This window comes from Anabaena subtropica FACHB-260, from assembly GCF_014697105.1.
GTDB lineage: Bacteria > Cyanobacteriota > Cyanobacteriia > Cyanobacteriales > Nostocaceae > Trichormus > Trichormus subtropicus.
Window position 1 is genome coordinate 1 of record NZ_JACJRF010000035.1, and the last position, 21,827, is coordinate 21,827.

General features: G+C 40.1%; 19 protein-coding genes and 1 pseudogene. 7 read left to right on the forward strand and 13 right to left on the reverse strand.

The genetic code is table 11. The features are described from left to right. Positions 1-93 (forward strand): annotated as a pseudogene (locus H6G18_RS25350) (IS982 family transposase); the annotation flags it as partial. A 120-nt stretch (positions 94-213) separates the two neighbouring features. Here the strand turns inward: H6G18_RS25350 and H6G18_RS17925 are convergent. Beyond that, positions 214-669, reverse strand: a complete 456-nt coding sequence (locus H6G18_RS17925) for a YraN family protein (RefSeq protein ID WP_190408457.1) — start codon at positions 667-669, stop codon at positions 214-216. Between the two features lie 163 nt (positions 670-832). Here H6G18_RS17925 and nrtS point away from each other — a divergent pair, with 163 nt between their 5' ends. Further along, entirely contained in the window at positions 833-1,075 is a 243-nt protein-coding gene (gene nrtS, locus H6G18_RS17930; RefSeq protein ID WP_242040396.1) for a nitrate/nitrite transporter NrtS, read from the forward strand. A 22-nt stretch (positions 1,076-1,097) separates the two neighbouring features. Here nrtS and H6G18_RS17935 read toward each other — a convergent pair whose 3' ends face one another. The 5 genes from H6G18_RS17935 to H6G18_RS17955 all read right to left on the reverse strand — a co-directional run bounded on the left by H6G18_RS17935 (position 1,098) and on the right by H6G18_RS17955 (position 5,269). Then, positions 1,098-1,532, reverse strand: coding sequence for a hypothetical protein (locus H6G18_RS17935; protein ID WP_190408458.1), 435 nt, complete (start codon positions 1,530-1,532; stop codon positions 1,098-1,100). A 98-nt stretch (positions 1,533-1,630) separates the two neighbouring features. Beyond that, the gene (locus H6G18_RS17940) at positions 1,631-2,482 is read right to left on the reverse strand and encodes a polysaccharide deacetylase family protein (RefSeq protein ID WP_190408459.1); all 852 of its coding nucleotides are present in this window, start codon (positions 2,480-2,482) and stop codon (positions 1,631-1,633) included. A gap of 39 nt (positions 2,483-2,521) precedes the next feature. Next, positions 2,522-3,241 (reverse strand): GDSL-type esterase/lipase family protein, encoded by a 720-nt coding sequence (locus H6G18_RS17945; protein ID WP_190408460.1) that lies wholly within the window; start codon positions 3,239-3,241, stop codon positions 2,522-2,524. A gap of 110 nt (positions 3,242-3,351) precedes the next feature. Beyond that, positions 3,352-4,023, reverse strand: a complete 672-nt coding sequence (locus H6G18_RS17950; RefSeq protein ID WP_190408461.1) for a hypothetical protein — start codon at positions 4,021-4,023, stop codon at positions 3,352-3,354. Continuing rightward, positions 3,998-5,269, reverse strand: coding sequence for an urease accessory protein UreH domain-containing protein (locus H6G18_RS17955; protein ID WP_190408462.1), 1,272 nt, complete (start codon positions 5,267-5,269; stop codon positions 3,998-4,000). Before H6G18_RS17955 ends, H6G18_RS17950 begins: the two co-directional genes overlap by 26 nt. Positions 5,270-5,465: 196 nt before the next feature. On the opposite strand from H6G18_RS17955, the gene H6G18_RS17960 reads away from it, so the two are divergent. Beyond that, positions 5,466-6,461, forward strand: a complete 996-nt coding sequence (locus H6G18_RS17960) for a M20/M25/M40 family metallo-hydrolase (protein WP_190408503.1) — start codon at positions 5,466-5,468, stop codon at positions 6,459-6,461. A gap of 131 nt (positions 6,462-6,592) precedes the next feature. Here the strand turns inward: H6G18_RS17960 and mgtE are convergent, their stop codons facing one another. The 6 genes from mgtE to H6G18_RS17990 all read right to left on the reverse strand — a co-directional run bounded on the left by mgtE (position 6,593) and on the right by H6G18_RS17990 (position 12,559). Continuing rightward, a complete protein-coding gene (mgtE, locus tag H6G18_RS17965) occupies positions 6,593-7,987 on the reverse strand; it encodes a magnesium transporter (protein ID WP_190408463.1) in 1,395 nt (464 codons plus the stop codon). A 243-nt stretch (positions 7,988-8,230) separates the two neighbouring features. Beyond that, positions 8,231-9,676, reverse strand: a complete 1,446-nt coding sequence (locus H6G18_RS17970; RefSeq protein WP_190408464.1) for a hypothetical protein — start codon at positions 9,674-9,676, stop codon at positions 8,231-8,233. Then, positions 9,673-9,816, reverse strand: coding sequence for a hypothetical protein (locus H6G18_RS17975; protein ID WP_190408506.1), 144 nt, complete (start codon positions 9,814-9,816; stop codon positions 9,673-9,675). The genes H6G18_RS17970 and H6G18_RS17975 overlap by 4 nt, the downstream gene beginning before the upstream one ends. A 37-nt stretch (positions 9,817-9,853) precedes the next feature. Then, on the reverse strand, positions 9,854-11,176 hold the full coding sequence (locus tag H6G18_RS17980) for a ferredoxin reductase family protein (protein ID WP_199311740.1): 1,323 nt from the start codon (positions 11,174-11,176) through the stop codon (positions 9,854-9,856). Positions 11,177-11,344: 168 nt separating this feature from the next. Further along, positions 11,345-12,157: a superoxide dismutase gene (locus tag H6G18_RS17985; RefSeq protein ID WP_277875608.1), complete on the reverse strand. Its 813-nt coding sequence runs from the start codon at positions 12,155-12,157 to the stop codon at positions 11,345-11,347. Between the two features lie 48 nt (positions 12,158-12,205). Next, positions 12,206-12,559, reverse strand: a complete 354-nt coding sequence (locus H6G18_RS17990) for a phage holin family protein (RefSeq protein ID WP_190408466.1) — start codon at positions 12,557-12,559, stop codon at positions 12,206-12,208. A 742-nt stretch (positions 12,560-13,301) separates the two neighbouring features. Here H6G18_RS17990 and H6G18_RS17995 point away from each other — a divergent pair. The 3 genes from H6G18_RS17995 (at position 13,302) to H6G18_RS18005 (ending at position 17,564) form a co-directional block, all read left to right on the forward strand. Next, complete coding sequence (locus H6G18_RS17995; protein ID WP_190408505.1) at positions 13,302-13,730, forward strand: hypothetical protein; 429 nt, start codon at positions 13,302-13,304, stop codon at positions 13,728-13,730. A gap of 411 nt (positions 13,731-14,141) precedes the next feature. Then, complete coding sequence (locus H6G18_RS18000; protein WP_190408467.1) at positions 14,142-15,815, forward strand: mechanosensitive ion channel family protein; 1,674 nt, start codon at positions 14,142-14,144, stop codon at positions 15,813-15,815. 270 nt (positions 15,816-16,085) lie between these two features. After that, positions 16,086-17,564, forward strand: coding sequence for an alpha-amylase (locus H6G18_RS18005; RefSeq protein WP_190408468.1), 1,479 nt, complete (start codon positions 16,086-16,088; stop codon positions 17,562-17,564). A 140-nt stretch (positions 17,565-17,704) separates the two neighbouring features. On the opposite strand, the gene H6G18_RS18010 is transcribed toward H6G18_RS18005, so the two are convergent. Further along, a complete protein-coding gene (locus H6G18_RS18010; RefSeq protein ID WP_190408469.1) occupies positions 17,705-18,289 on the reverse strand; it encodes a DUF2459 domain-containing protein in 585 nt (194 codons plus the stop codon). A gap of 407 nt (positions 18,290-18,696) precedes the next feature. Here H6G18_RS18010 and H6G18_RS18015 point away from each other — a divergent pair, with 407 nt between their 5' ends. Continuing rightward, a complete protein-coding gene (locus tag H6G18_RS18015; RefSeq protein ID WP_190408470.1) occupies positions 18,697-21,738 on the forward strand; it encodes a DUF4912 domain-containing protein in 3,042 nt (1,013 codons plus the stop codon). Positions 21,739-21,827: the final 89 nt, after the last annotated feature.

The following is a 21,827-nucleotide window of genomic DNA, read 5'->3' on the forward strand; positions in this document are numbered from 1 at the left end:
ATTGCTGCCAAAATCGCCTCTCACACACTACGCAAATTGCTTCGCCGCCTTTTTGGTATTGATGTTCTCACCTTCCAGTCTCATTCTCTTTAATTCACATTAGACGTAATTGGTAATTGATGATATATCTCATTCACAACCAGTTACCAATGTCCTAAAATTTTGATTTTCCAGTAGCAAATTGAGAAGTAATAATTACACCTACGGGCTATATTAATCGATTAGACAGTCAAAAGCCCCCGCAATATATTCTTGTAACTGAAACTGATATTCTCCAACTAAAAAGCTAGTTATGGTGTCTTGAGTAGCGGATAACTCATGATGCTGTTTTGTCATTATTTGACAAGAAACTATAGCCACATCAAAGCGACAGGAATACTCTGCTTTTTCAGGGTATTTAGTTAAAAAAATCTGTGATGTTCTCTCAATTTTTGCTTGCTTTTTCAGCGTAATTGCACCTCTTCCCCCATCATCCCAGTTACCTGGACTGCGAGTTTTGACTTCGACAAATGCCAGTATAGATTCTTGATTAGTTCCATCATATTGAGCGATGATATCAATTTCTCCCCAACGGCAAGAAAATTGACGATGTAAAATCATCCAACCCGCAGATTGTAACCATTGGGCTACGAGGTCTTCGCCTAAATTGGCAATATTTAAAGATTGCATAAAAAAATATATAATCTAGAGTGTGATATGACAGACTAGAATGTTAAATCATGCTTTTCTTGTGGAATGGACTAGAAGACCATCCTGTGTAGGTAAGATGCACACATTACAAAAATCTATTTTATGCAATCTTTAAGGTCTGCCAGTCCAATACTATGAATCTATGGCAAAAAGTAGAAAATTCCTCAAAGGCTATTTTGCTAGCCTGATAGAGCCTAAGTTTGTGCCAACTGCTTTGAAAGTTGCGGTTGTTGTTGGCTCCATTTTATTTGCTATAAATCATGGTAGCGCTTTATTAACAGGAAATATGGGACGCGATCGCTGGATTTCAGCAATTCTAACTTATGTAGTACCCTATTTCGTAAATATTCATGGTCAATATATTAGTATCCACCGACGTAAATAAGTTTGTATTTAAGCTGGAATTGTCAAAGCCATTCTCCTCCCCGGAAACGCGAACGGGGAAAGATAATTCTCATAATGCTTTGGGAAGCAAGAAAAACTGCTAACCAAACAACGCTGTAGTGAAAAATTAAACCATCAATAGGTAGGATTTCTTTGGGTATAGGTAATGGTAAGAAACCAAAAAGTTTAGCTCCACAAAAGACAAATATGAATTCCCAAATACCAGCCATGAGTTGATAAGCACCAGGCCAATCTCGATCCCAACGGAACTTTTGCAGATAATTATAAAGGACATCCCACCCTAAACCAAAGATAGCCACATAGGCTAATATCCAAAAATAAACAGAATCAGCACCGGGGCCAATTAAACCCATTGCAAAAGGCAATGATACTAATACACCAACAGTAGCAAGTAATAATAGTCTAGTTTGCCAACGACCAAATAAAGTTGGAGTCATGTTGCTTCGCTCCTAATTTAACAATCAATAAATTTAGGGGATTGTCTGCTTTTAATTTTTCTCAAGTGAATGAATTATGACGAATTACGAATTAAATTTTACGGTTTCATTTCTAGTAATTCGTTAACTGTGACAAATTTGTAACCTTGTTGTTTCAATCCATCAATGATTGCTGGTAAGGCTTGTACTGTTCTTCGGCGATCGCCTCCACCATCGTGCATTAAAACTATATCACCGGGTTTTGCACTTTTGACAACATTTTTCACAAATACTTGATATTTAGCGCGGGGGTCAGTATCAGCTGAAGTCAAAGACCACATAACTACAGCGTTTTTTTGGTTTTTAGCGTAAGTTGCTAAACCATTGTTTAAGACTCCTCCAGGGGGTCGAAATAACTGAGTTTTCACTCCTGTAGTTTTGTAAATTAAATCTGATGTGCGTTCAATTTCACTCTTGGCTGTAGCTTGATTCATCCGCTTATACCAATGATGCCAAGTATGATTACCAATAGCATGACCTTCAGCTACAATTCGTTTAGCCATGTCGGGATTTGCTTGTATGGCTTGTCCTACCCAAAAGAATGTTGCTTTTATCTGATTTTGTTTAAGAATATCCAAAATTTCTGGAGTGGTTTTAGGCCAAGGGCCATCATCAAAAGTTAGGGCAATGACTTTTTCATTGCTATTAAGTTGTACCTTATAGACTGTTTTCCCTTGATATTGCACCGGCACAGTAAAGTTAAGGTTAGTCGGTTTAACTACTGGGGGTGATTGGGGTGTAACTGGCGATTGTACCTGATTGCTGGAAACAGGTACATCTTGGGTGACTATTGCAGATGGATGTTTACGAAACGCTAAAAGAGTGCCGACTGTAATAGAACAAGTTACCAAAAAAGTGGCGATCGCTATCACGCCAATAAATTTTTCTCTCTTTACGGGGTTGTTGGTCATCTCAAAATTCCCAAAACTCACCCCATGATAAGCGATTAGTTAAATCAGCTGATAATCAGGTCGAGCATGATAGGCTGCTAACGGTTCCCAATTAATTACATCTTCCAACAAAGCTTGATAACCGAAGGTGTTGGGATGCAGTCCATCTTCGCTTAGACGTTTGTTTCGCCAAGTGTCACCCCGTGACATCCATTGGTCGAAAATATCTAAATAGGGAATTTGCCGTTGATTGCAAGCAATCTTCGTTGCTTCTTTGTAGCGGTATTGATCGGCATGATTAAAATAAAAGCAATTTAAAAAAGGCATTTTGGCTTCATCTACTGGAACCATACCCACAAATAATACGGGGCAAAGTTGCTGCGCTTGATCTAGTAGAGAAGCGATTTCTGATTCAAATACAGCAAAATCTGTACAGTTACGTCCATTAAGACGGGTTAACCGCGCTGAATCATTTACGCCGACAGAAAGGATAATCAAATCGGGGACACGATTCCGCAATTCGCCACGATGACGAAATTCTACCTCTAACCTTTGTGCTACTTGCTGGGTGCGATCGCCTCTGACTCCCAAATTATACAGGACATGACCAGAGCTATCGGGCAACATCCACCAGCGCCGCAATTGCTCTACCCATCCGCCTTTCTCTGGGTCGCCGAAGCCATATACTAAACTATCCCCCAGTGCGATAATCTTCAAAGGCTGGCATTGAGTTGGCGATAAAGACAGCTGCATTGAGGAATGAATGGGAAATGTTGGCATCTTAAAAGACTATATTTTATATCTTTACAAGATTCTATACATTTCTACACCATTACAGGGTATATTTTCTTTCTTTTGTCCTGAAAGCTTGGTATTGCGGATAATTAAAGTTATTCAATATCGGGGGGTTTTGCATCATTCTTATTTCCCCTGAAAGTTAATTGCCAAGCAGTAAAGATTATGCCCAAGGCAGCTAAAATCGGCAGAGCGATCGCCCATAATGGTAGAGATTTTAATTCACCATCTACTGCATCATTCTTGATATCTGGCGCATTTTGTGTATTTACTTTATTAGTTCCACCCGCTACAGTCACCTCAAATTTGAACTCAAAGGGTTGAAAGTTTGCCCCAGGCGTCGGTTTACCACTTAGCTCTAGTTGATAAATCCCCGGTTTGGGAAAGGTAATTTTTGCCCCTGGTATGCCCTGATAACGTTCAGCATTCACGGATGTTAAAGATGGCTCCAACAGTGCTGGTTCTCCTGGTATATGAGGTTCGGCGTAAACTGCTAACTGACAATTACATTGCTGGAGAGGAATTGCTGTACCACCTTTACGGGTGAGGGCAAACCAAGCTTGTGTCGGTTCCCCTGCACGGGGATTATCATTCGGTTCGATGTGTAGTGTACCGCCAACATCTGTTGATACTTGTACCTTATGGGCAGTAGCCGGGTAAATATTAGTTATGGATAGAGTTAAAAAACTGAGAAATAATATTGGTGTTGATGCCCAGGTTTGCTGTTGGGCTTTGGTTACTTTACGGTGACTTGGTAGGGGGGACATAAAACTTCTCTAAGGCTAACTTTGACCAAAAAAAGTGCGAGCGCGCCAGCAACACGGCGAGAATTATAATTCCTAACAGCACTGTTGCTAACTTATTCCCCCACGTTGATTGTAGAGAACCCAAATAATGAGAACCAATCAACACTGCATGAATCGCACTCAAAAGCAAAGCCGGTACACTCAATAAATGAATTTGTCGCCAGTGCTTGCCTAAAGATTTTTGCCATGATTCCCAACTTGTGAAAGCTGCGGGGGTCATTAATATCAATGCTACAGCACCCGCCGTCATCCCTACTTGAAATTGTGGCGGTAAAAAGAAGAAGGCGGCAAAATTCCATTGCAATGAATGTTCAATCATGTGAGTGGTATGTACCACAGATAACACAAATGCCCCTACCCCCAAGGCGCGACGGTAACGTAGAGGTGATACCCAAACTTTACTGACAGGACGAGCAATCAGCGCCAAAATCAAGCAGAATAGGGCTGCGTGTCCGGTGTAATCTGCCATTGTGTCACCAGTCCGCAGCAAGGTAATTGTCCCAATAGTTAAGGTAATCCAACCACCTAAGCGAAATAATTGACTACGCCTATCTTGACTTACCAAGGAAGTAGACACACCCACACCAAGCATTGTAGGGAGTGTTCCCAAACCAAAAGCCAGCATCGTTGCCCCACCCATCCATAAATTACCAGTCTCCGCCGCTTTAATTTGAGCAGCGTAAAGGAAGCCACAGGGCATCAAACCCCAAGTCATGCCTAAAAGTGTAGGTGTCCACCAGCGCGGTTGTAGAGAAAGTTTGACCATTCCTGCGCTCAGGCGGTTGTGTAAGTTTCCCTTTAATAGAGGGTGTAATACAGGAATGTGAGGCAGTAAATTAGGTGCTAATTGTCCTAACCCAAACCAAATCAACATGACACCAGTAATAATTGCCATGACACGGCGGAAGTCGCTACCTATACCCGCTAACTGTCCGCCTTGGAGTAACACCGAACCGACTCCCCCAAGTCCAGCACCAACAAGGGCATAACTCAACATCCGCCCCAAGTTGAGGAGAAAATGAAACTTTAATTGCTGTTGCCAAGTCGGATTGGTTTTGGTGGGTGATGTTTTTCCCTGAGAGTCTTTTTCAGGAGTGGTGTGTTGATGAGACAGGGAAAACGCTACTGTTAGCGGCCCACACATCCCGAAGCAATGCCCAAAACTGCCCAAGAACCCCAGGATGGTGATGAGTGATAAATCTAACATAAGGAAAGTCTTGAGGCACTTTTGTAATAATCCACCAATCTAAAGTTATTGGGTAAAGGGAATAGAGAAAGAAGCTTTTTCTGAAACTTTTATTCCCTGCAAGGTTGGCTCGACAGAATACTAGGGCAAAACTTTAAGTCATATTAGTAACTTTGTCAAAAGACGAACGGTCAAACTTATTGGTTAATAGTCAATGATGAAAAAACGGATTTGGCTGACATTGCTGGTGCTGGTGGTAATTGTCATTGTGGGTAGTAGGAGTAGTGCATTTTTTGAGCAGCGTTCCTTGCCAGAAATGGTTGAGAGTCAGCCAGTAGCAACACCTCAACCACAACTGGAGCCTCAGGAAGTCAAGAATGAGTTAAAAATATCTGTTGATAAATTATTAGCTCATGTTCAAAAGTTAAATTTTCAACGCTACACAACGACGGAGCGATCGCGCACTCGGACGTATATCATTAATGAACTACGAAAATTTGGCTGGACACCAAATCTGGAAAAGTTTTCTGGTGGTGTCAATGTCTTTGCTGAACGCCAAGGAACTGAAAATACAGCCGATGCAATTTTAGTAGCAGCTCATTATGACACTGTACCTGGTTCCCCTGGTGCTGATGATAACGCTAGTGGTGTGGCTGTCTTACTGGAAATAGCCAGACTGTTTGCTTCCCATCCCACACCCAGGACTTTGCAGTTAGCTTTTTTTGACCTTGAGGAAGCCGGACTAATTGGTAGCAAAGCTTTTGTTACTAACACTCAACGCTTGGAAAAACTCCAGGGTGTGATAGTTATGGATATGGTTGGTTATGCTTGTTACACTTCTGGCTGTCAGAAATATCCGGCAACATTGCCTGTCACCCCACCCAGTGACAAGGGTGATTTTTTAGTAGCAGTAGGTGATATTGAAAATTTACCTTTACTTAACGCTTTTAACAATTCTGATACAAAGAATCTACCCACCGTCCTGACTTTACCAATTCCCCTGAAAGGTTTACTCACGCCTGATACACTCCGTAGTGATCATGCCCCATTTTGGTATCAGGGAGTGGGTGCGGTGTTAGTTACAGATACGGCGAATCTGCGTACACCCCATTATCATCAACCTAGTGATACACCCGAAAATATTGAGAAGCCCTTTTTTGTTGGCGCTGCACAATTGGTAGTTAATGCAACTAATAGCTTGTTAAAGAGTTGATGTATTTTCAGGTACTACCCACAAGTAATACCAATTCAAAATTCAAAATTCAAAAACCGATGTTCGTAGTAAGTACTTTAGTCCTTACTACGAACATTGAATTATTTACACCGTTCTACTTAGGCAAAAGTTCATATTCTTAAAATCAATCTTGCTACATTGAAATAAACTAAAACTCCAAACACATCAACCGCAGTGGTAATAAATGGTGCTGACATTAAAGCAGGATCTAACTTCATAGCACGAAATAAGAAAGGTAAAGCTGCACCTGCAAATGAAGCCATGATCGAAATTGCAAATAAACTTATACCTACAGCTAGTGATACTCCCACATTTCCTTGAAGAAAAGTAGCCCAAACTGTGACGACCACTCCTAGCATTGCACCCAAAACAATACCTGCGGTTGTTTCTTTGCGGATAATTTTTCCAGCTTGGTTACTGCGGACTTCTTGGGTATTTAAACCTCTAATTACTACTGTTGAAGACTGCGCTCCTACATTTCCGCCAGTATCAATTAACAATGGAATAAATGCAGCTAGGGAAACTACTTGTTCTAAAATATCTTCTTGACCACTAATAACTGTACTTGTCAGAGTATTAGTAAGTAAAAGAATCAACAACCAAGATACTCGTCTACGAGCTACTGTAAACAAGTTAGTTTGAAAATAGTTGTCAGCAGCAGATTCTAATCCTCCCAATTTATAAATATCTTCTGTTGTTTCTTGTTGTAAAATATCAAGAACATCATCAACAGTCACGATACCAACTAATCTTTTTTCATTATCTACTACAGGTACGGCAAGAAAGTCATAACGTTGAATCGTGCGAGCAACTTCTTCTTGATCGGTGTCGGTATGAACATAGACTACATCTCTAGTCATGATGTTACCAATGATGTCTTCTGGTTGGGCTGTAATCAAATTTCGCAAAGAGAAAGTTCCCGTTAAACGACGAGCATCATCAGTAACATAAATGTAATAAATCAGTTCGCTTGCATCGGCCAGACTGCGAATCCTTTCGAGAGTCTGGGTTATGGTCATATTTTCTTTAATTGATAAATATTCTGGGGTCATGATTCGCCCCGCAGTATTGGGTTTATAACCCAATAGCAAGGCTGTGCTATCCCGTTCCGCCGGTGTTAGTTGTTGTAATAATCGCCGGACGACTTTTGCTGGTAATTCGTCAAATAACCTGGCGCGGTCATCGGGTGACATTCTATCAAGAATTTCCTGCACATCTTGACGCTTAAAATCTGAAATTAGCGCCTGTTGGACATTGGAATCAAGATATTCAAATACTTCGATCGCTTCTTCTTTTGATAATAAACGAAAGGCGATCGCTTGCATCGGTTCTGGTAAATTACCGATAACTTCGGCAATATCTACATACTGAACCGGAATCAATAAAGCTTTTGCTCCTTCATAGTTTTCCTGAGAGAGCAATCTTTCTAGTTGTGCTTGTACAAGTTCTTGTAATTCTTGCCGGGAACTAGTCGGTTGGTACGTAGGTGGAGTTTCTTGGTTCACTGCAAGCCTCCTGTATTTACAAATATATAGAAGCAGGTGTAATTTTAGTATATTTATTTTTGAGTATCAAGTGTTACATAAATAGACACAATTAAATATAAAAGATTTTTTTTAGTGATTATTTGATTAATCTCTCATCAGTTTTTAGAGGGCTAAAGCCCTTAATACAAACTTTAATTTTATTAAAAATTTGTAATTACTAGGGCAGTTATTTTTAATTAATAAACTTAGATTGGTTGAATTTTATTGACCTTTTTTAACTAAAGAATTTGATGAAATCTGAGAATAAGATTTAATTTTATACTGTAACTGCTCGGCTTCATCAATTAGTTGCTCAATACCAAATTCCTCCACACCTCTAACGTAGTTAATTTTAATTTCCTCTAAAAGGTCTATAAGTAAACTTTGAATTTCCTGCATATTATGTTTTTTCTGTAACTCTGCTTCTAAAGCATCACGAAAGTTTCTGCTCAAACGTTCTGTAATTTCTGCTGCTATTGGGTCTTCTATCGCATTAACTAAATTTTTATATGCAGTTTGAGAGATAAATTTAGATAAATTTTCTGTCAGTTGGGCTGGTAGTTGCTGCAACGCCGGAAAATATTGTAACTGCTGCCAAACTGGTAATTGATTGAGGGTTGTAGTAATGCTGTGATGTAATAAGTCTTCAATATCTGGCTGTACTTTTGGTAACACATCATAAACACTGACGTTAACTACCCGTTTAGTTAAAGCTGCAACTTCATTAGTGTTATTTATTTGTACATAAGGTTGACGACTTTCAGGGTGAAGCAACCACGTAGTTACATCTCCTCGTTTAATAGCAGATTGCATTTGATCAATTACTTGAATACCGACCATTTCCGTCAATTGTGAGGCAAAACCAATGACAAAATCACGTTGTGCTTCTGCTTGTAAGGGTGCTAAATCCAATAATTCTGTTTGGTATAAGCGGATTAATACAGGAATTACTCTGAGCGATCGCCAAAATGGTAATAATAAGAAAATGTCGTACCAACGTCGTAATAAAGCTTTCAACCAACTCAATTTAGGATGATGGCGTTTAATCAAGGAGATACGTACTAATAAATCTAGAGCAAATATAATTATAAATGGTAAATCAATCAGCCAAAACCAATCAACGAATTTACCAAATTTATTAATATCCCGGTAGTAATTAATAGCAATCAAAGGTTGAATTTGAGTATTCCAAAAATTGATTTCTTGCTGCCAACCTCTACTTTGTAAGTGATTTTGACTCCAAAAAGTTGTAAAAGCATCACGACCAGAGTTTTCACCAGTCCTCTGCCGCAATTCATCTTTAATTTTTTCTAAAATATTACTTTGGTCGGTAACAGCAAATGGGTTATCTTCAATCATTTGTAGACTAAGTTGACGCAGTTGTGAAAGTTGATTTTCTACCTGTGATGAAGGTAATCCCGTAGCTATGACTTGTGCTTGTAAATCCTCCACCTGCGTTAGATAATTCACTGTTTCTGGATGAGGTTTTATCCCCTTGACTGGATCATATAAACGAGTAATTTCGGGGATAAATTGCCAGTAAAAATCCCTTGCATATATATAACTGATGTCAAAAAATACCAACACCAAATTAATCAGGGCAATAATGGCAATAAGACGTTCTCGCCAAAGATGGCGGCGTTCAAAATGGGGCGTGTATTTTGTCATTGTAGATTTGTTGGCACAGTATTTAAAGGATTTCTGTCATCCATCGTTTCTAGATTCTCTGCGGGACGATTTTGTATCCAGGCAAACATAGCTGCACCGCCAACTAAAATTAGGGTAATGCCTGTGACAATTTGAAGCATGATACTGTAACGCATAATTGAGAAATGAAAGTAAGGACTAAACAAGGTTGAAGTGTTCCATGTGAATGTTTGTTGGTGGAACTTCTAGTTGATGCAAAGCTAACTCTACTTGATCCATCATTTTGGGAGATGCACAGATGAAGTATTGGCGGGTAGCGCGGCGTTTCGGGATGTAACGTTGCAAAAGTTCTTTGTCTACATAACCTGTTTCACCTGACCAATTTTCCGGTGGTTCCTTGAGGACATGAACGACAGTTAGGTCTATCTTTTCTTTGAGTTGTTCTAATTCTTCACGGAATGTGATGTCTTCCCAAGTCTTACTGGCGTAAATTAATAAATAAGGGCGTTCATCTTTTCGCTCGGCGTGGGTACTCAATATACTAATCATGGGTGTAATTCCGATACCCCCAGCAATCAGCACAAAACCGGCTGCATCTTCATAACGGTCTGCGGTAAAAACTCCATAGGGGCCATCTAAGAAAGCTTTGGTTCCGGCGGGGACATCTTTAATAGTATTGGTGAAGTCTCCCAAGGCTTTGATGCTAAACTCTATTTTTTCTATGTTGTCACCATTGGAAGACATGGAAAAGGGATGTTCTCGCATTCTGAAAGGAGAAATATCCAAGGTAATCCAGGCAAATTGACCGGGTTGAAATGGAAAGCCGTTGTGTCCTACTGGGCGTAGTGCAAGTGTCCACACATTACCGCGTTCTGGGCGTACTTCTTCGACTAGATAAGGCTTTTTCAGCATTAACCAAGGTTTAACCAAACGCACATATACTAGTAACCAGAGAGCAGTGAAAGCGATCGCACTCCACAATACAGCCTTCCAAAACAATCCCAAGTAGTTCTGCACACCAATGGCGTGTCCCAATCCCAAACCAACTGTTAACACTGCTAAAATTCCATGAGCAGTACGCCAAGGTTCGTAAGGGATATTTAGTTTCTGTCGCCAAATGGTGGTAATTACTAATACAATTAACGCCAAAGTTGCTGTGACAGCCATCCTTGCGCGCCACGGTGCTGTGAAAATGTTTAATAGTTGCAGTGTTTCTGGCTCTACTATAAACAAAATTAAGGGATGAATCAGGACAAAGGCAAAGGCTACAAGGGAAATGTAGCGGTGAAATTGAAGGATAATATCAACACCGTAGGAAGATTCTATCCGATTAATTCGGGCGGTGAGAGCAAATTGTAATGCCATCATTGCTAAAGCAATAAAACCCAAAGCCACGGAAAAATCGACCCAAAACCCTCGCCCCGAAGGTGCAGGATAGATAAGCAAAATTGTTAAGGGTGATAGGGCGACAAATATATATGCACCAATCCAACCAGCTGCAATCACAACTGGGCTTTTCATCAATAAACTTCTCATATTAATTTGTAGTGCGTCATTAAAATGGAGTCAAACAGGTTTTTTATTGAAATTATTTATTGCTCTGCGTGTGTCAGTTGTTAAGTAGGGTGGGAAATACCCACCCTACAGATACTCAAATTTTTCAAGAATCAAATCGGATTCTTATATGAATTACGAATTATTTTGTTGTGAAGCTTGGGCGCGTCTATTAATTTCTGTCCAGTTGACTACATCCCACCAGTTATTTAGATAGTCAGCCCGGCGATTTTGATATCTCAGGTAATAGGCGTGTTCCCAGACATCATTACCCATGATTGGGTATGAACCTTCCATGATAGGGCTATCTTGATTGGGAGTGCTGACTATTTGCAACTGTCCTTGGGGATTACGCACCAACCAAACCCAACCACTACCGAAGCGATCGCCTCCTGCTTGGTTAAACTGTTTTCTAAATTCCTCAAAACTACCGAAGGTTTGGTTGATTTCTTGGGCAATTTCTCCTGTGGGTTGTCCGCCACCTTCAGGACTCATGATTTGCCAGAAAATCGTATGGTTGAGATGTCCGCCACCATTGTTGCGTACTGTCGTGCGAATATCTTCAGGTACACTGTTCAAGTCACGCAGTAAAGCTTCTACACTCCTGTTTTGCAGTTCTGTATGCTTTTTCAAGGCATTATTGAGGTTATTAACGTAAGCTGCATGGTGTCTATCATGGTGCAGTTTCATTGTTTCTGCATCAATGGCTTTTTCCAGGGCGTTATAACCGTAAGGTAACGGTGGTAACTCGGCGGGGTTTGTACTCAGTTGGCGGTCGAGAAAGGCTATCGGGCGTGTGTCTGTTGTGGGTGCAGTTTTTTGCACCGGAGTTGCTACAGGACTTGTGGACGACTCAGCTACCTCTTGAGGTTGACAAGCATAAAGGGTAGATATCAAGAAAATTCCCATGCAAAAGCAGATAAATTGTTGCCATCGAGATGATTTCATCGTATTTTCTCCTACTGATGCTTAAAATTGAGACATATTCTGCTGTATTTATGTAATTGAAGCCAAAATTCTTAATAGCACGGAATTAATAATTGCTAGAGAAATTGAGCCTAATAAGGCACTCCAAATGCCATAACGTAGTCTAAATCCAGGCACGATCGCCGCAGATAAGCCAAAGATGATGGCATTTAAGACAAAGAAAAATAAACCTATGGAAAGAATAATCAGTGGTAAGGTAAAAAACGTCAGAACTGGCAACAAGACAGCATTTAAAATGCCAAAAACGATCGCAGAAATTAATGCTTTACCAAAACCGTCTACTTCAATTCCTAAAAATGGTAGTCTAGCAATGATCAAAAAACTCACAGCAGTGACTAACCAGGTAAGTATGATGCCTGCCATAATTATTCCTCTTGTTTGCAACCATGAATAGCTACTGATGACAACTTGTATTGGTTTTTATCATCGAAAATAAATGTGATTGAAAAGTGAGTGGGGAGTTAGAGACAGGTAAAGCCAATGCAACAACAAAAAGCTCGACGTAATCGAGGTGTAATCTTGACCTTAAAAGACTGGGATAGATTTTAAGCAGCTAAGATTCAAGCCGAGTTTGATGAAAATGTTGGAGATAGCTTTTCCTTAGAAGAACTGGGCGATCGCTGATATTAACCCAACTTGAGTTCGTCGAACTTACGTTAACTCAGATTCCGCAGGTGCGATCACCAAAGGATAAAGCTTTATTTATCGCAGTATTTTTTTAAATCTTTAATTACTTTCTCACTTCAGTAAATTTAGTTAGCAAACCGGAGTTTGTTTGCTCATTTGGCTGAAATGCTTGCTAATTTTGGTATTTTCCGCAAGCAAACCGGAGTTTGTTTGCTCATTTGGCTGAAATGCTTGCTAATTTTGGTATTTTCCGCAAGCAAACCGGAGTTTGTTTGCTCATTTGGCTGAAATGATCGCTCATTTTAGTATTTTCCGCAAGCAAACCGGAGTTTGTTTGCTCATTTCGGTAGTTCACGCATTTATGACAATTATTGCTTGTAGCAAAAGTTGTTACAGATTTGCCAAAATTCGCTCAGGCTGATCGATACGGATATTATTTAAGGTAAATATATTAACAGTAATATTTGACAAAGTGCGTATTATGCGTAGAAAAAGAAGCTCTCCAGTGCTAAAGAAAGCAGTACGTCGTGCAGCTGGTATAAACTCAATTAATCCCAAGTTAGATGTGGGTAATGGACTTACTTTACCTGCTTTTTCAATTTTAATTGAGACAATGCAAGCTAAAGAAAACGCATACAATAGCGCTCTTTCTAACTTGGATAAGTTGTACCGTGAAATGCTCGAAACAGAGCGTGAGTTAGGAGATATGACAGAGCATATGCTGATGGGAGTGGGTGTTTTATATGGTAAAAGCAGTGTAGAATATGGCATGGCGGGAGGAGTTCCGAAGAATCAACGACGCAAGGGACTGCGAGGTGAGTCACCAATTTTTAGTTCACAGCAACCATCATTTGTTGTCAATGTAGACGGTAACGAAAATGGCAACAAACGAGTAGTGACAAGCTAGTACAACGCGGCGTAAATAAGCGTAAGGGACTTCCAGATAAAAAATATCCAAGTAGGTAGGGTGCGTCAGTGCAAGAAAACCTAGCTGTACCAAGAAATTATTCATACTGACGCACCTTACTAACCGTCAATTGGGAATAATTTATTTTTTGGTGTTTCCTAAATTTGGCGAGGGGAACACACTATTCTCAATAGCGCAACAACCCAACATATAATTTTTTGAACGCCAGTTGCTACAAGTCGGGAAACCTACTTAACGCACTGGCTTTTTTTAATTTTGTAAGGCGATCAGTTAAGCTGAGGAGAATGCGATCGCCTACATCATTCAGTACTTATGATAGTTGAAATTTTGTAATAATTAAAATTATAGTCTTCTTCATATCAAATCAAGCTCTTAACAAGAAATGATACCATGAGCAGCTTTCATCGCTTTCGGAAGGCAATTGTCATCTTAGTAATTGTTTTAACTATGACAATAGGATGGCTATTTACTACTGAAATGATGGTGCAAGCTCAATCTAGACCAATTGCTTACATTACAGTAGATGGTCGTCAGTTATTTGAGGTGTCGGAAGCTGGACAATTTAGCGCAGAAAATCGTGTTGCTGATGCCAACTTAATTTTAAGAGAAGCAGTCCGTTCTCCAGATGGTGTCAAGGTAGAGATTGTAGAAACTAATCAATTACCTGTGATTTTGGTAAATAATCGGCATTTATTAACGGTGACTCAAGAGGATACTCCTACTGGAAGAACAAAACAGGAACAAGCAAAAATTTGGGTGCAACGAATTACGGAAGCAGTTGCACAAGGCCAAGCAGAACGCAGATTAAATTATTTTTGGCGGGCTATATTATTAGTAATTTTATCTGTATTAGGCGCGATCGCTCTCCATTTACTTTTAGGTTGGGTTTGGCGCTATTGGTTACGGCGACTGGTTCCTAGAGGAGTAAATCACCCAGAAACGGGAGCGCAACCCAAGGGAATTGAGTTAATTTTACAATTGACGCTGGTTATAGTGCGATCGCTCCTCTGGATAGGAATCGCTATTTACATTACCGATTTATTCCCCCTAACGCGAGAATGGAGCAGAAATTTTGCTACTATTCTTTGGATGAGTTTAACTTCACCAGTAATTACTATTGGGGAAAGCTCTTATTCAGTCATTAATATAATTATCTTTATTAGCTTATTTTTTGGGATTTTAGCAATAGCTGGAACCTTAACTAATTTGCTGCGATCGCGTGTATTACGTCTGACAAATGTTAACCGTGGTGTGCAAGAATCTATTGCTATTGCTATTCACTACAGTTTAATTTTTATCGGCACAGTTTTACTACTGCAAATTTGGGGTTTAGACATTAGTTCTTTAACAATAGTCGCCAGTGTTTTTGGTGTGGCGATCGGCTTTGGTTTGCAGGGAGTTGCTAAAGAATTGGTAAGCGGTTTTGTGATTACCTTTGAACGTGCTATTGAAATTGGTGACTTTGTAAAAGTTGGGGATTTTATGGGAACTGTAGAGCGTTTAAATGCACGCAGTACTCACCTCCGCACTTTAGATGACATTGTGGTAATTGTGCCAAATTCTCGTTTATTAGATACAGAAGTAGTTAATTGGAACCATCGTGCTTCAGCATCTCGGTTAGTTTTACCTGTGCGGGTTGCTTATGGTGGGAGTATCAATACTATCCGCACTGCATTACTAGAAGTAGCGCAGACAAATGCTGATATTTTAAAAAAACCAAATCCTACTGTTTGGTTTCAAGGGTATGGTGAGGATTTTTTAAATTTTCAGTTATTAGTTTGGATTTCTAAACCCCGTAAGCAGTTTCAAATTAAGAGCGATTTATATTTTCAGATTGATGAAATCTTCAGACAAAACAATATTCATATTCCCTTTCCCCAACGTTCTCTACATTTGCGTACTGGTAGCTTACCTTTGGAACTTTCACCCCAATTAGAAAATTCCTTATCACAACTTTCTGAAAGTTTAATTACTTTATTAAAAAGTCAGTTGCAAAAAGATACGGGAAATGGTGCTAATAATTCATCGATGGAAACTAAAAATAAAAAATCAGATTCAGATTAAACTAAGTAGGTGAAGACAATTAAATATAGGAATCCAATTTAATTTTTGAAAAAAATCTAAGTATATGTAGAGTGTGCTAGACTTAACCGTAACACACCAGAATCTTTAGATCCAACCACGAAATTTTATTTTCTTGAGCATTTTTATTTAATATAGCTAGTTTTTGATTGTCATTTTCTTAATTATTTCTTTCAGATTTTTAGATTAAAATTCCGAATTCCTATCAATCTCAACTGTATCTCTTGTCAATATCTACAAACACAACGAGACATGGCAGAGATTAACGGTACAATGATGCAATATTTCCACTGGTACATCCCTAATGATGGGAACTTGTGGAGCAAAGTTGAAACTTCAGCAGCAGAATTAGCAGATGCAGGTTTTACAGCCTTGTGGCTACCACCAGCATACAAGGGCTTTGCCGGGTCTTATGATGTGGGATATGGTGTTTATGACTTATTTGATTTAGGTGAGTTTGAGCAAAAAGGCTCCACTCGGACAAAATACGGTACACGTCAGCAATATCTTGATGCAATTCAATCTCTGCAAAAGCATGGTTTACAAGTTTATGCGGATGCGGTGTTAAATCATAAAATGGGTGGTGATCAAGTAGAAACACCAAAAGCAACGCCTTTCCATCAAGATGACCGTCTAAATCCAAAAGGCGGGTTGCAAGAGATTAAAACATACACTCATTATAATTTTCCTGGAAGACAAGGCAAATATTCTAACTTTGAGTGGCATTGGTGGCATTTTGATGCTGTTGATTATAACGAATATAATAGTGGCGATCGCAGCACACTCTATTTATTAGAAGGTAAAAAGTTTGACGACTACGTAGCCTTAGAAAAAGGCAACTTTGCTTACTTGATGGGTTGCGATGTCGATTTCCAAAATGATTGGGTACGTAGTGAAATTACTTACTGGGGTAGGTGGTATCTTGACACCACTAAGGTAGATGGTTTTCGCATTGATGCGATTAAGCATATTTCTTCTTGGTTCTTTCCCCAATGGATAGATGAACTAGAACACCATGCTGGTAAAGATTTATTTATGGTAGGAGAGTATTGGTATAATGATATTAATACTCTGCTTTGGTATGTTGATGCTGTTCGTGGCAAAATGTCAGTTTTTGACGTACCACTACATTACAATTTTCACCAAGCTAGTAAATCTGGAGGCAATTATGATATGCGCCGGATTTTAGATAGCACAATGATGCAACAACGTCCTACCCATGCTGTGACATTTGTGGAAAATCATGATTCTCAACCGTTACAAGCATTGGAATCCGTAGTTGAACCTTGGTTTAAACCTCTAGCGTATGCAATTATTTTGTTACGACAAGAAGGTTATCCTTGCGTCTTTCATGCTGACTACTATGGCGCAGAGTATGAAGACTGGGGGAAAGATGGCAATCGTTACAATATTTCCATGCCGTCGCACCGTTGGATTATTGATAAACTACTTGATGCACGTCAGCATTATGCTTATGGTTCACAATACGATTATTTTGACCATTGGAATACGATTGGTTGGACACGTTTAGGTGATGAAGATCATCCCAAAGCAATGGCTGTAATTTTAAGTGATGGGTCAGAAGGTAATAAATGGATGGAAGTTGGTAAACCCAATACTAAGTTTATTGATTTAACAGAACATATCAAAGAACCTGTCTACACCAATGAGTGGGGTTGGGGGAATTTTCATTGCTTAGGTGGTTCAGTATCAGTTTGGATTCAAGAATAAGTTTAAGTTCTGATACAAGTTCTTTGCCTCTGCTTCATCAAACTCCTGAACTTATTAGGGTGCGCTGCTACAGCTAGGTTTCTCGCAAGTAGCGCACCCTACACTTTAGATATTTTTTTATTTATAAATTTCTAAACTAATTAACTTTTTAACCGAAAATTAGCCCACATCACAAAACCTTTAACTTGACAATCTAACTGTTCTAACCACACAACTAATTCATGGTTACTATTGTGCAATATTGTATAATTTTGCTTATCTTTGACTAAAAATAATTCAGTTTGTGAATTTTGAATGCGCGTGGCAATGTTTCTTTCAAAGCGTTTATCTAAAGATTGAGCTAACTTAAAAGCGTTGACTTTGGCTATTTTTATATTTAATAAATTAGCATTTTGCTGTTTTACTATCTGCTGCAACTCCTCAACATTACTTAAGGTGCGTTTTCCTAAAGTCCCAGAAGTGGGGATGAAAAGAGCTGCTAAACCATTGTTGATGTTTCGCTGATTGAGCGCAAAATAATTCCAATCACCGTAAGCATACATCATCAATCCCCCTTGGGGATGAGGTAAAACTAGTTCGGGATGTAAATCCAGTATAATTACGTAGGCGGCGATCGCTCCCTGAGGATTAGTAGGGGGTATGATAGTTGCTGGAGTTAAGACCCAAACCAGCAACGTAAAAATAACAACTATTAAAGTAAATATGGTAATTCGGCGTAAACTCATAGCTGTATATAGGCTGACTTTTCACGGGATCTGGAAAACCCCTCTCCAAACCTCTCCCCTACAAGGAGAGAGGCTTTAATTTTTCCCCCTTCCCTGTCTCCGACACGCTGCGCGAACGCAGGGAAGGGGGTTAGGGGGTTAGGTTTTACGTTAGCTTTTCCACATAACGTGAAAAGTCAGGTATATAGGAATTTCCCACTGCTACGTAATCAAGAAGCGCAAAAATGTTTATTTACCTCTGATTCTACAGACTCACAAAAGAATAAGTATCTAATCAAACCCAGTAAATAAACAATCTGAGAATAAATATTGACACCAGATGTATAATTAGCCCGTCTTCTGTTGATATAACAAGATAAATTTAAAACTTATTGGTTTTCTGTTCCCTGTACCTGAGATAGGAGCGTATGAGGCAAAAACAAAAAAAAGATAGTGGGATAGTGAATCTGGCGTTATTGTTTGCCTTAACGACCACGCCGATCGCTACAAATCTGTTATTGTCAGATCCGATGCTGGCACAATCGGAAGCGGACACACCCAGTTTTGAGCTACCAGAAACGGTGGAAACTGGAACTACAGTACGAATCGATGGCTCAAGTACTTTGGTAGCGGTGAATCAAAGCCTGAAACAGAGTTTTGAACAACAGTTCACGGGTACAAGAGTGGACGTGGCTAATAACGGAACAGAAGCTGCACTCAAAGCTGTATTAGATGGAAGCATTGATGTGGCGGCTATTGGTCGGGGACTCACACCGGAAGAAAAAGCCCAAGGTTTAGAACAGGTCAGGTTACACCGGGAAAAAATTGCCATTATTGTTGGGGAAGAAAACCCTTTCAAGGGTAGTTTGACAGATAGACAATTTGCTAGAATTTTTCGGGGACGCATTACTAATTGGTCGCAACTAGGAGCGCCATCTGCAAAAATTCGGGTCTTAGACCGTCCTGAAACTAGTGATACTCGTGAAGCATTAAATAACTATCCAGTGTTTAAGGCTGCTAGATTTGCCACAGGTTCCACTGCTACTCAGGTGACAGAAGACAACACCACCGAAATTGCCAAACAACTAGGTAAGGACGGTATCAGTTATGCTAGAGCCAATCAAGTATCAAAACTGCCTGGTGTGCGGGTGCTTCAGTTACATGACACCTTACCGGATGACCCTAAATATCCTTTCTCCCAGCCGCTAGTTTACGTTTATAAAAAAACTCCTAACCCTGCGATCGCCTCATTTCTCGGTTTCGCCTTAGCATCACCAGGACAGAAGGCGATAGAGACAGCGAGAGTCAATGAGGCTGAAGCGATCGCTAAAGGTGAATCTCAATTACTGTTAACCACGGCTAATCCTACAGGTACACCAGAAGCTAACAGTTCTCCAATTGAGGGAACCACACAAATTATTAACCCTACGGCGGAAACTACACCAGCAACGAATATTTTTCCTAATGCTGAAGGTACTACTACCAATGTCACTCAGCCGGCTATTGTTGCTCCCCCAGAAACACCTAAATTGGATCGTTCTTTGTTGTGGTGGCTATTGTTGCCTGTAGGTGCTATTGGTGGATTATTGTTGTGGTTTGTCAAACGCCCATCTACAGCCAAAGCCTTAGAGAGTGAATCTACTCCTGACGAGATGGACACGGCTGCACCTGTAACTGAGCCATTAGTGGAAATCCGAGACCACACTACACCTATCCCAGTTGCAGATACCAACCCGACTGTATTGCAAACAATAAGTACAAAGCCTGTTGCTGCTCAAGAGTCGGAAAATAACCATAATTCCGGTGGTTATCAAGTCGCAATTCCTCCTGAGCTTGAGCAATCACCTTGGGACATGGAAGCGCCAGCAGCTGTTGTCAACACTTCCTATCCCCAAATGATGGAAGCAGGGAAAACTCCTACTTATGGAGAACAACAAACAGCAGATATTACTAACGAGATTTCCCAAGTTCCATCTGCTGAGGAAAGTTATCAGGAACCAACAGAAAATTCGCCAGAAACTACAGAAGATACCCAAGAAGAGGAATTAGCACCACCTACAACTAGCGAAGATACTTTAGAGATAGTAGATTCGCTCCCTGATTTGCCAGATTTTTATGCTATTTTTGCTGATGAAGATACGGCGATCGCTGAAGCACCAGCAGAAGAACAAACGAGTATTTCCGATATTCATGAAGAGATGAATGACACCACAGAAGTTGTCATCCCGGCTGAGTTACCTGAAGCCGAAATAACATCAGAAGTAACAACCTCTCTGCCAAAATTTTCTGATATTCCCGAAGATGCGCTAAATTTGGTAGCTGATGCAGCCGAATTTAATGAAAGTGAAACACTGGAAGATACAGAATATTTAACTCCATCCAGTTTAGGAACTTTAGCTAGTGGTGCAGCCTTAGCAGCCGCAGGGACGGAAGTTTGGGCTAGTAGCAATGAGATTGAGGAGAGTAGTCCATCGCCAGTACCAGCAAATAACACTAGTGAAGAAAACTTACCCGCAATCTTAGCCACAACTGCTGAGTTAGAAGATGAAGAAGAAGAAAGTAGCATCATCCTCAAACCCCGTAATTCTGAGTGGGCTTACGTTTCTTGGTATGTTTCTCTTACTGACCAGCAAAGGTTGCAGGAGCAAGGGATCTCAGAATTAGCATTGCAACTTTATGATGTCACTGACATTGATCTGAGTTACCAAAGTCCCCAAGCCATACAGCAGGATAAATGTGAGCCAGGAACAAGCGATCGCTATATCTCTATTCCGGCGAGCGATCGCGATTATATGATAGACATTGGCTATGTTACCGTAGGCGAACAGTGGACTACTATCGCTCGTTCCCCTATTGTCCGTGTCTTTGATAGTCCGCAAATAGAGTCTTTGTTGGCAAATTCGCCAGCATTAGACGAAAAAAGTACTGTTACTTTTAATTCTCGTACTCCCAAGTGGGCTTATGTAAGTTGGGATATTGCCGATGATCATCAGCAATTACTTAAGGATCATGGGATTTCACAACTAGCACTCAGGCTTTATGATGCCACCAATGTTGACCTGAGTTACCAAAATCCCCAATTAGTTCAGCAATATGAATTTGATGAAATCACCCGCGATCGTTATGTGTTAATTCCCAATAGCGATCGTGACTATATGGCAGAGGTTGGTTATCTTACCACAGCAGGGGATTGGGTAACTATAGCCCGTTCCGCTACTGTTCGTGTCTTCAATAGTCCTCAAGAAGATTTCTGGTTTGTCGCGGATACTGAATTAATTATCCACGGAGCCACAGATCCCAGTGCAACTGTAACTATTGCAGGTAAGCCCATCACCCTAAAATCCGATGGAACTTTTCACTTACGTGTCCCTTTCTCACAAGATTTACTAGACTATCTAATCACGGTAAGTAGTGGACAACAAAAGAAAACAATTCATAAGAAGTTTGCTCAGGAAACTTCCGAAAGCTAACACTCTATCAATTTCGTAAGCAAGTTTGTAGTAAGGACTTTAGTCCTGATGATTCTAAGAACTAAAGTACTTACTACCAACCATCAAAA

Coding starts and splice junctions, on each gene's coding strand:
- H6G18_RS17960 (WP_190408503.1), top strand. CDS start 5,466: ATGAAAAAACGGATTTGGCTGACATTGCTGGTGCTGGTGGTAATTGTC.
- H6G18_RS17950 (WP_190408461.1), bottom strand. CDS start 4,023: ATGTCCCCCCTACCAAGTCACCGTAAAGTAACCAAAGCCCAACAGCAA.
- H6G18_RS18010 (WP_190408469.1), bottom strand. CDS start 18,289: ATGAGTTTACGCCGAATTACCATATTTACTTTAATAGTTGTTATTTTT.
- H6G18_RS17980 (WP_199311740.1), bottom strand. CDS start 11,176: ATGAAAAGCCCAGTTGTGATTGCAGCTGGTTGGATTGGTGCATATATA.
- H6G18_RS17975 (WP_190408506.1), bottom strand. CDS start 9,816: ATGCTTCAAATTGTCACAGGCATTACCCTAATTTTAGTTGGCGGTGCA.
- H6G18_RS17925 (WP_190408457.1), bottom strand. CDS start 669: ATGCAATCTTTAAATATTGCCAATTTAGGCGAAGACCTCGTAGCCCAA.
- H6G18_RS18000 (WP_190408467.1), top strand. CDS start 14,142: ATGAGCAGCTTTCATCGCTTTCGGAAGGCAATTGTCATCTTAGTAATT.
- H6G18_RS17955 (WP_190408462.1), bottom strand. CDS start 5,269: ATGTTAGATTTATCACTCATCACCATCCTGGGGTTCTTGGGCAGTTTT.
- H6G18_RS17935 (WP_190408458.1), bottom strand. CDS start 1,532: ATGACTCCAACTTTATTTGGTCGTTGGCAAACTAGACTATTATTACTT.
- nrtS (WP_242040396.1), top strand. CDS start 833: ATGGCAAAAAGTAGAAAATTCCTCAAAGGCTATTTTGCTAGCCTGATA.
- H6G18_RS17985 (WP_277875608.1), bottom strand. CDS start 12,157: ATGAAATCATCTCGATGGCAACAATTTATCTGCTTTTGCATGGGAATT.
- H6G18_RS17990 (WP_190408466.1), bottom strand. CDS start 12,559: ATGGCAGGCATCATACTTACCTGGTTAGTCACTGCTGTGAGTTTTTTG.
- H6G18_RS18015 (WP_190408470.1), top strand. CDS start 18,697: ATGAGGCAAAAACAAAAAAAAGATAGTGGGATAGTGAATCTGGCGTTA.
- H6G18_RS17945 (WP_190408460.1), bottom strand. CDS start 3,241: ATGCCAACATTTCCCATTCATTCCTCAATGCAGCTGTCTTTATCGCCA.
- H6G18_RS17940 (WP_190408459.1), bottom strand. CDS start 2,482: ATGACCAACAACCCCGTAAAGAGAGAAAAATTTATTGGCGTGATAGCG.
- H6G18_RS17970 (WP_190408464.1), bottom strand. CDS start 9,676: ATGACAAAATACACGCCCCATTTTGAACGCCGCCATCTTTGGCGAGAA.
- H6G18_RS18005 (WP_190408468.1), top strand. CDS start 16,086: ATGGCAGAGATTAACGGTACAATGATGCAATATTTCCACTGGTACATC.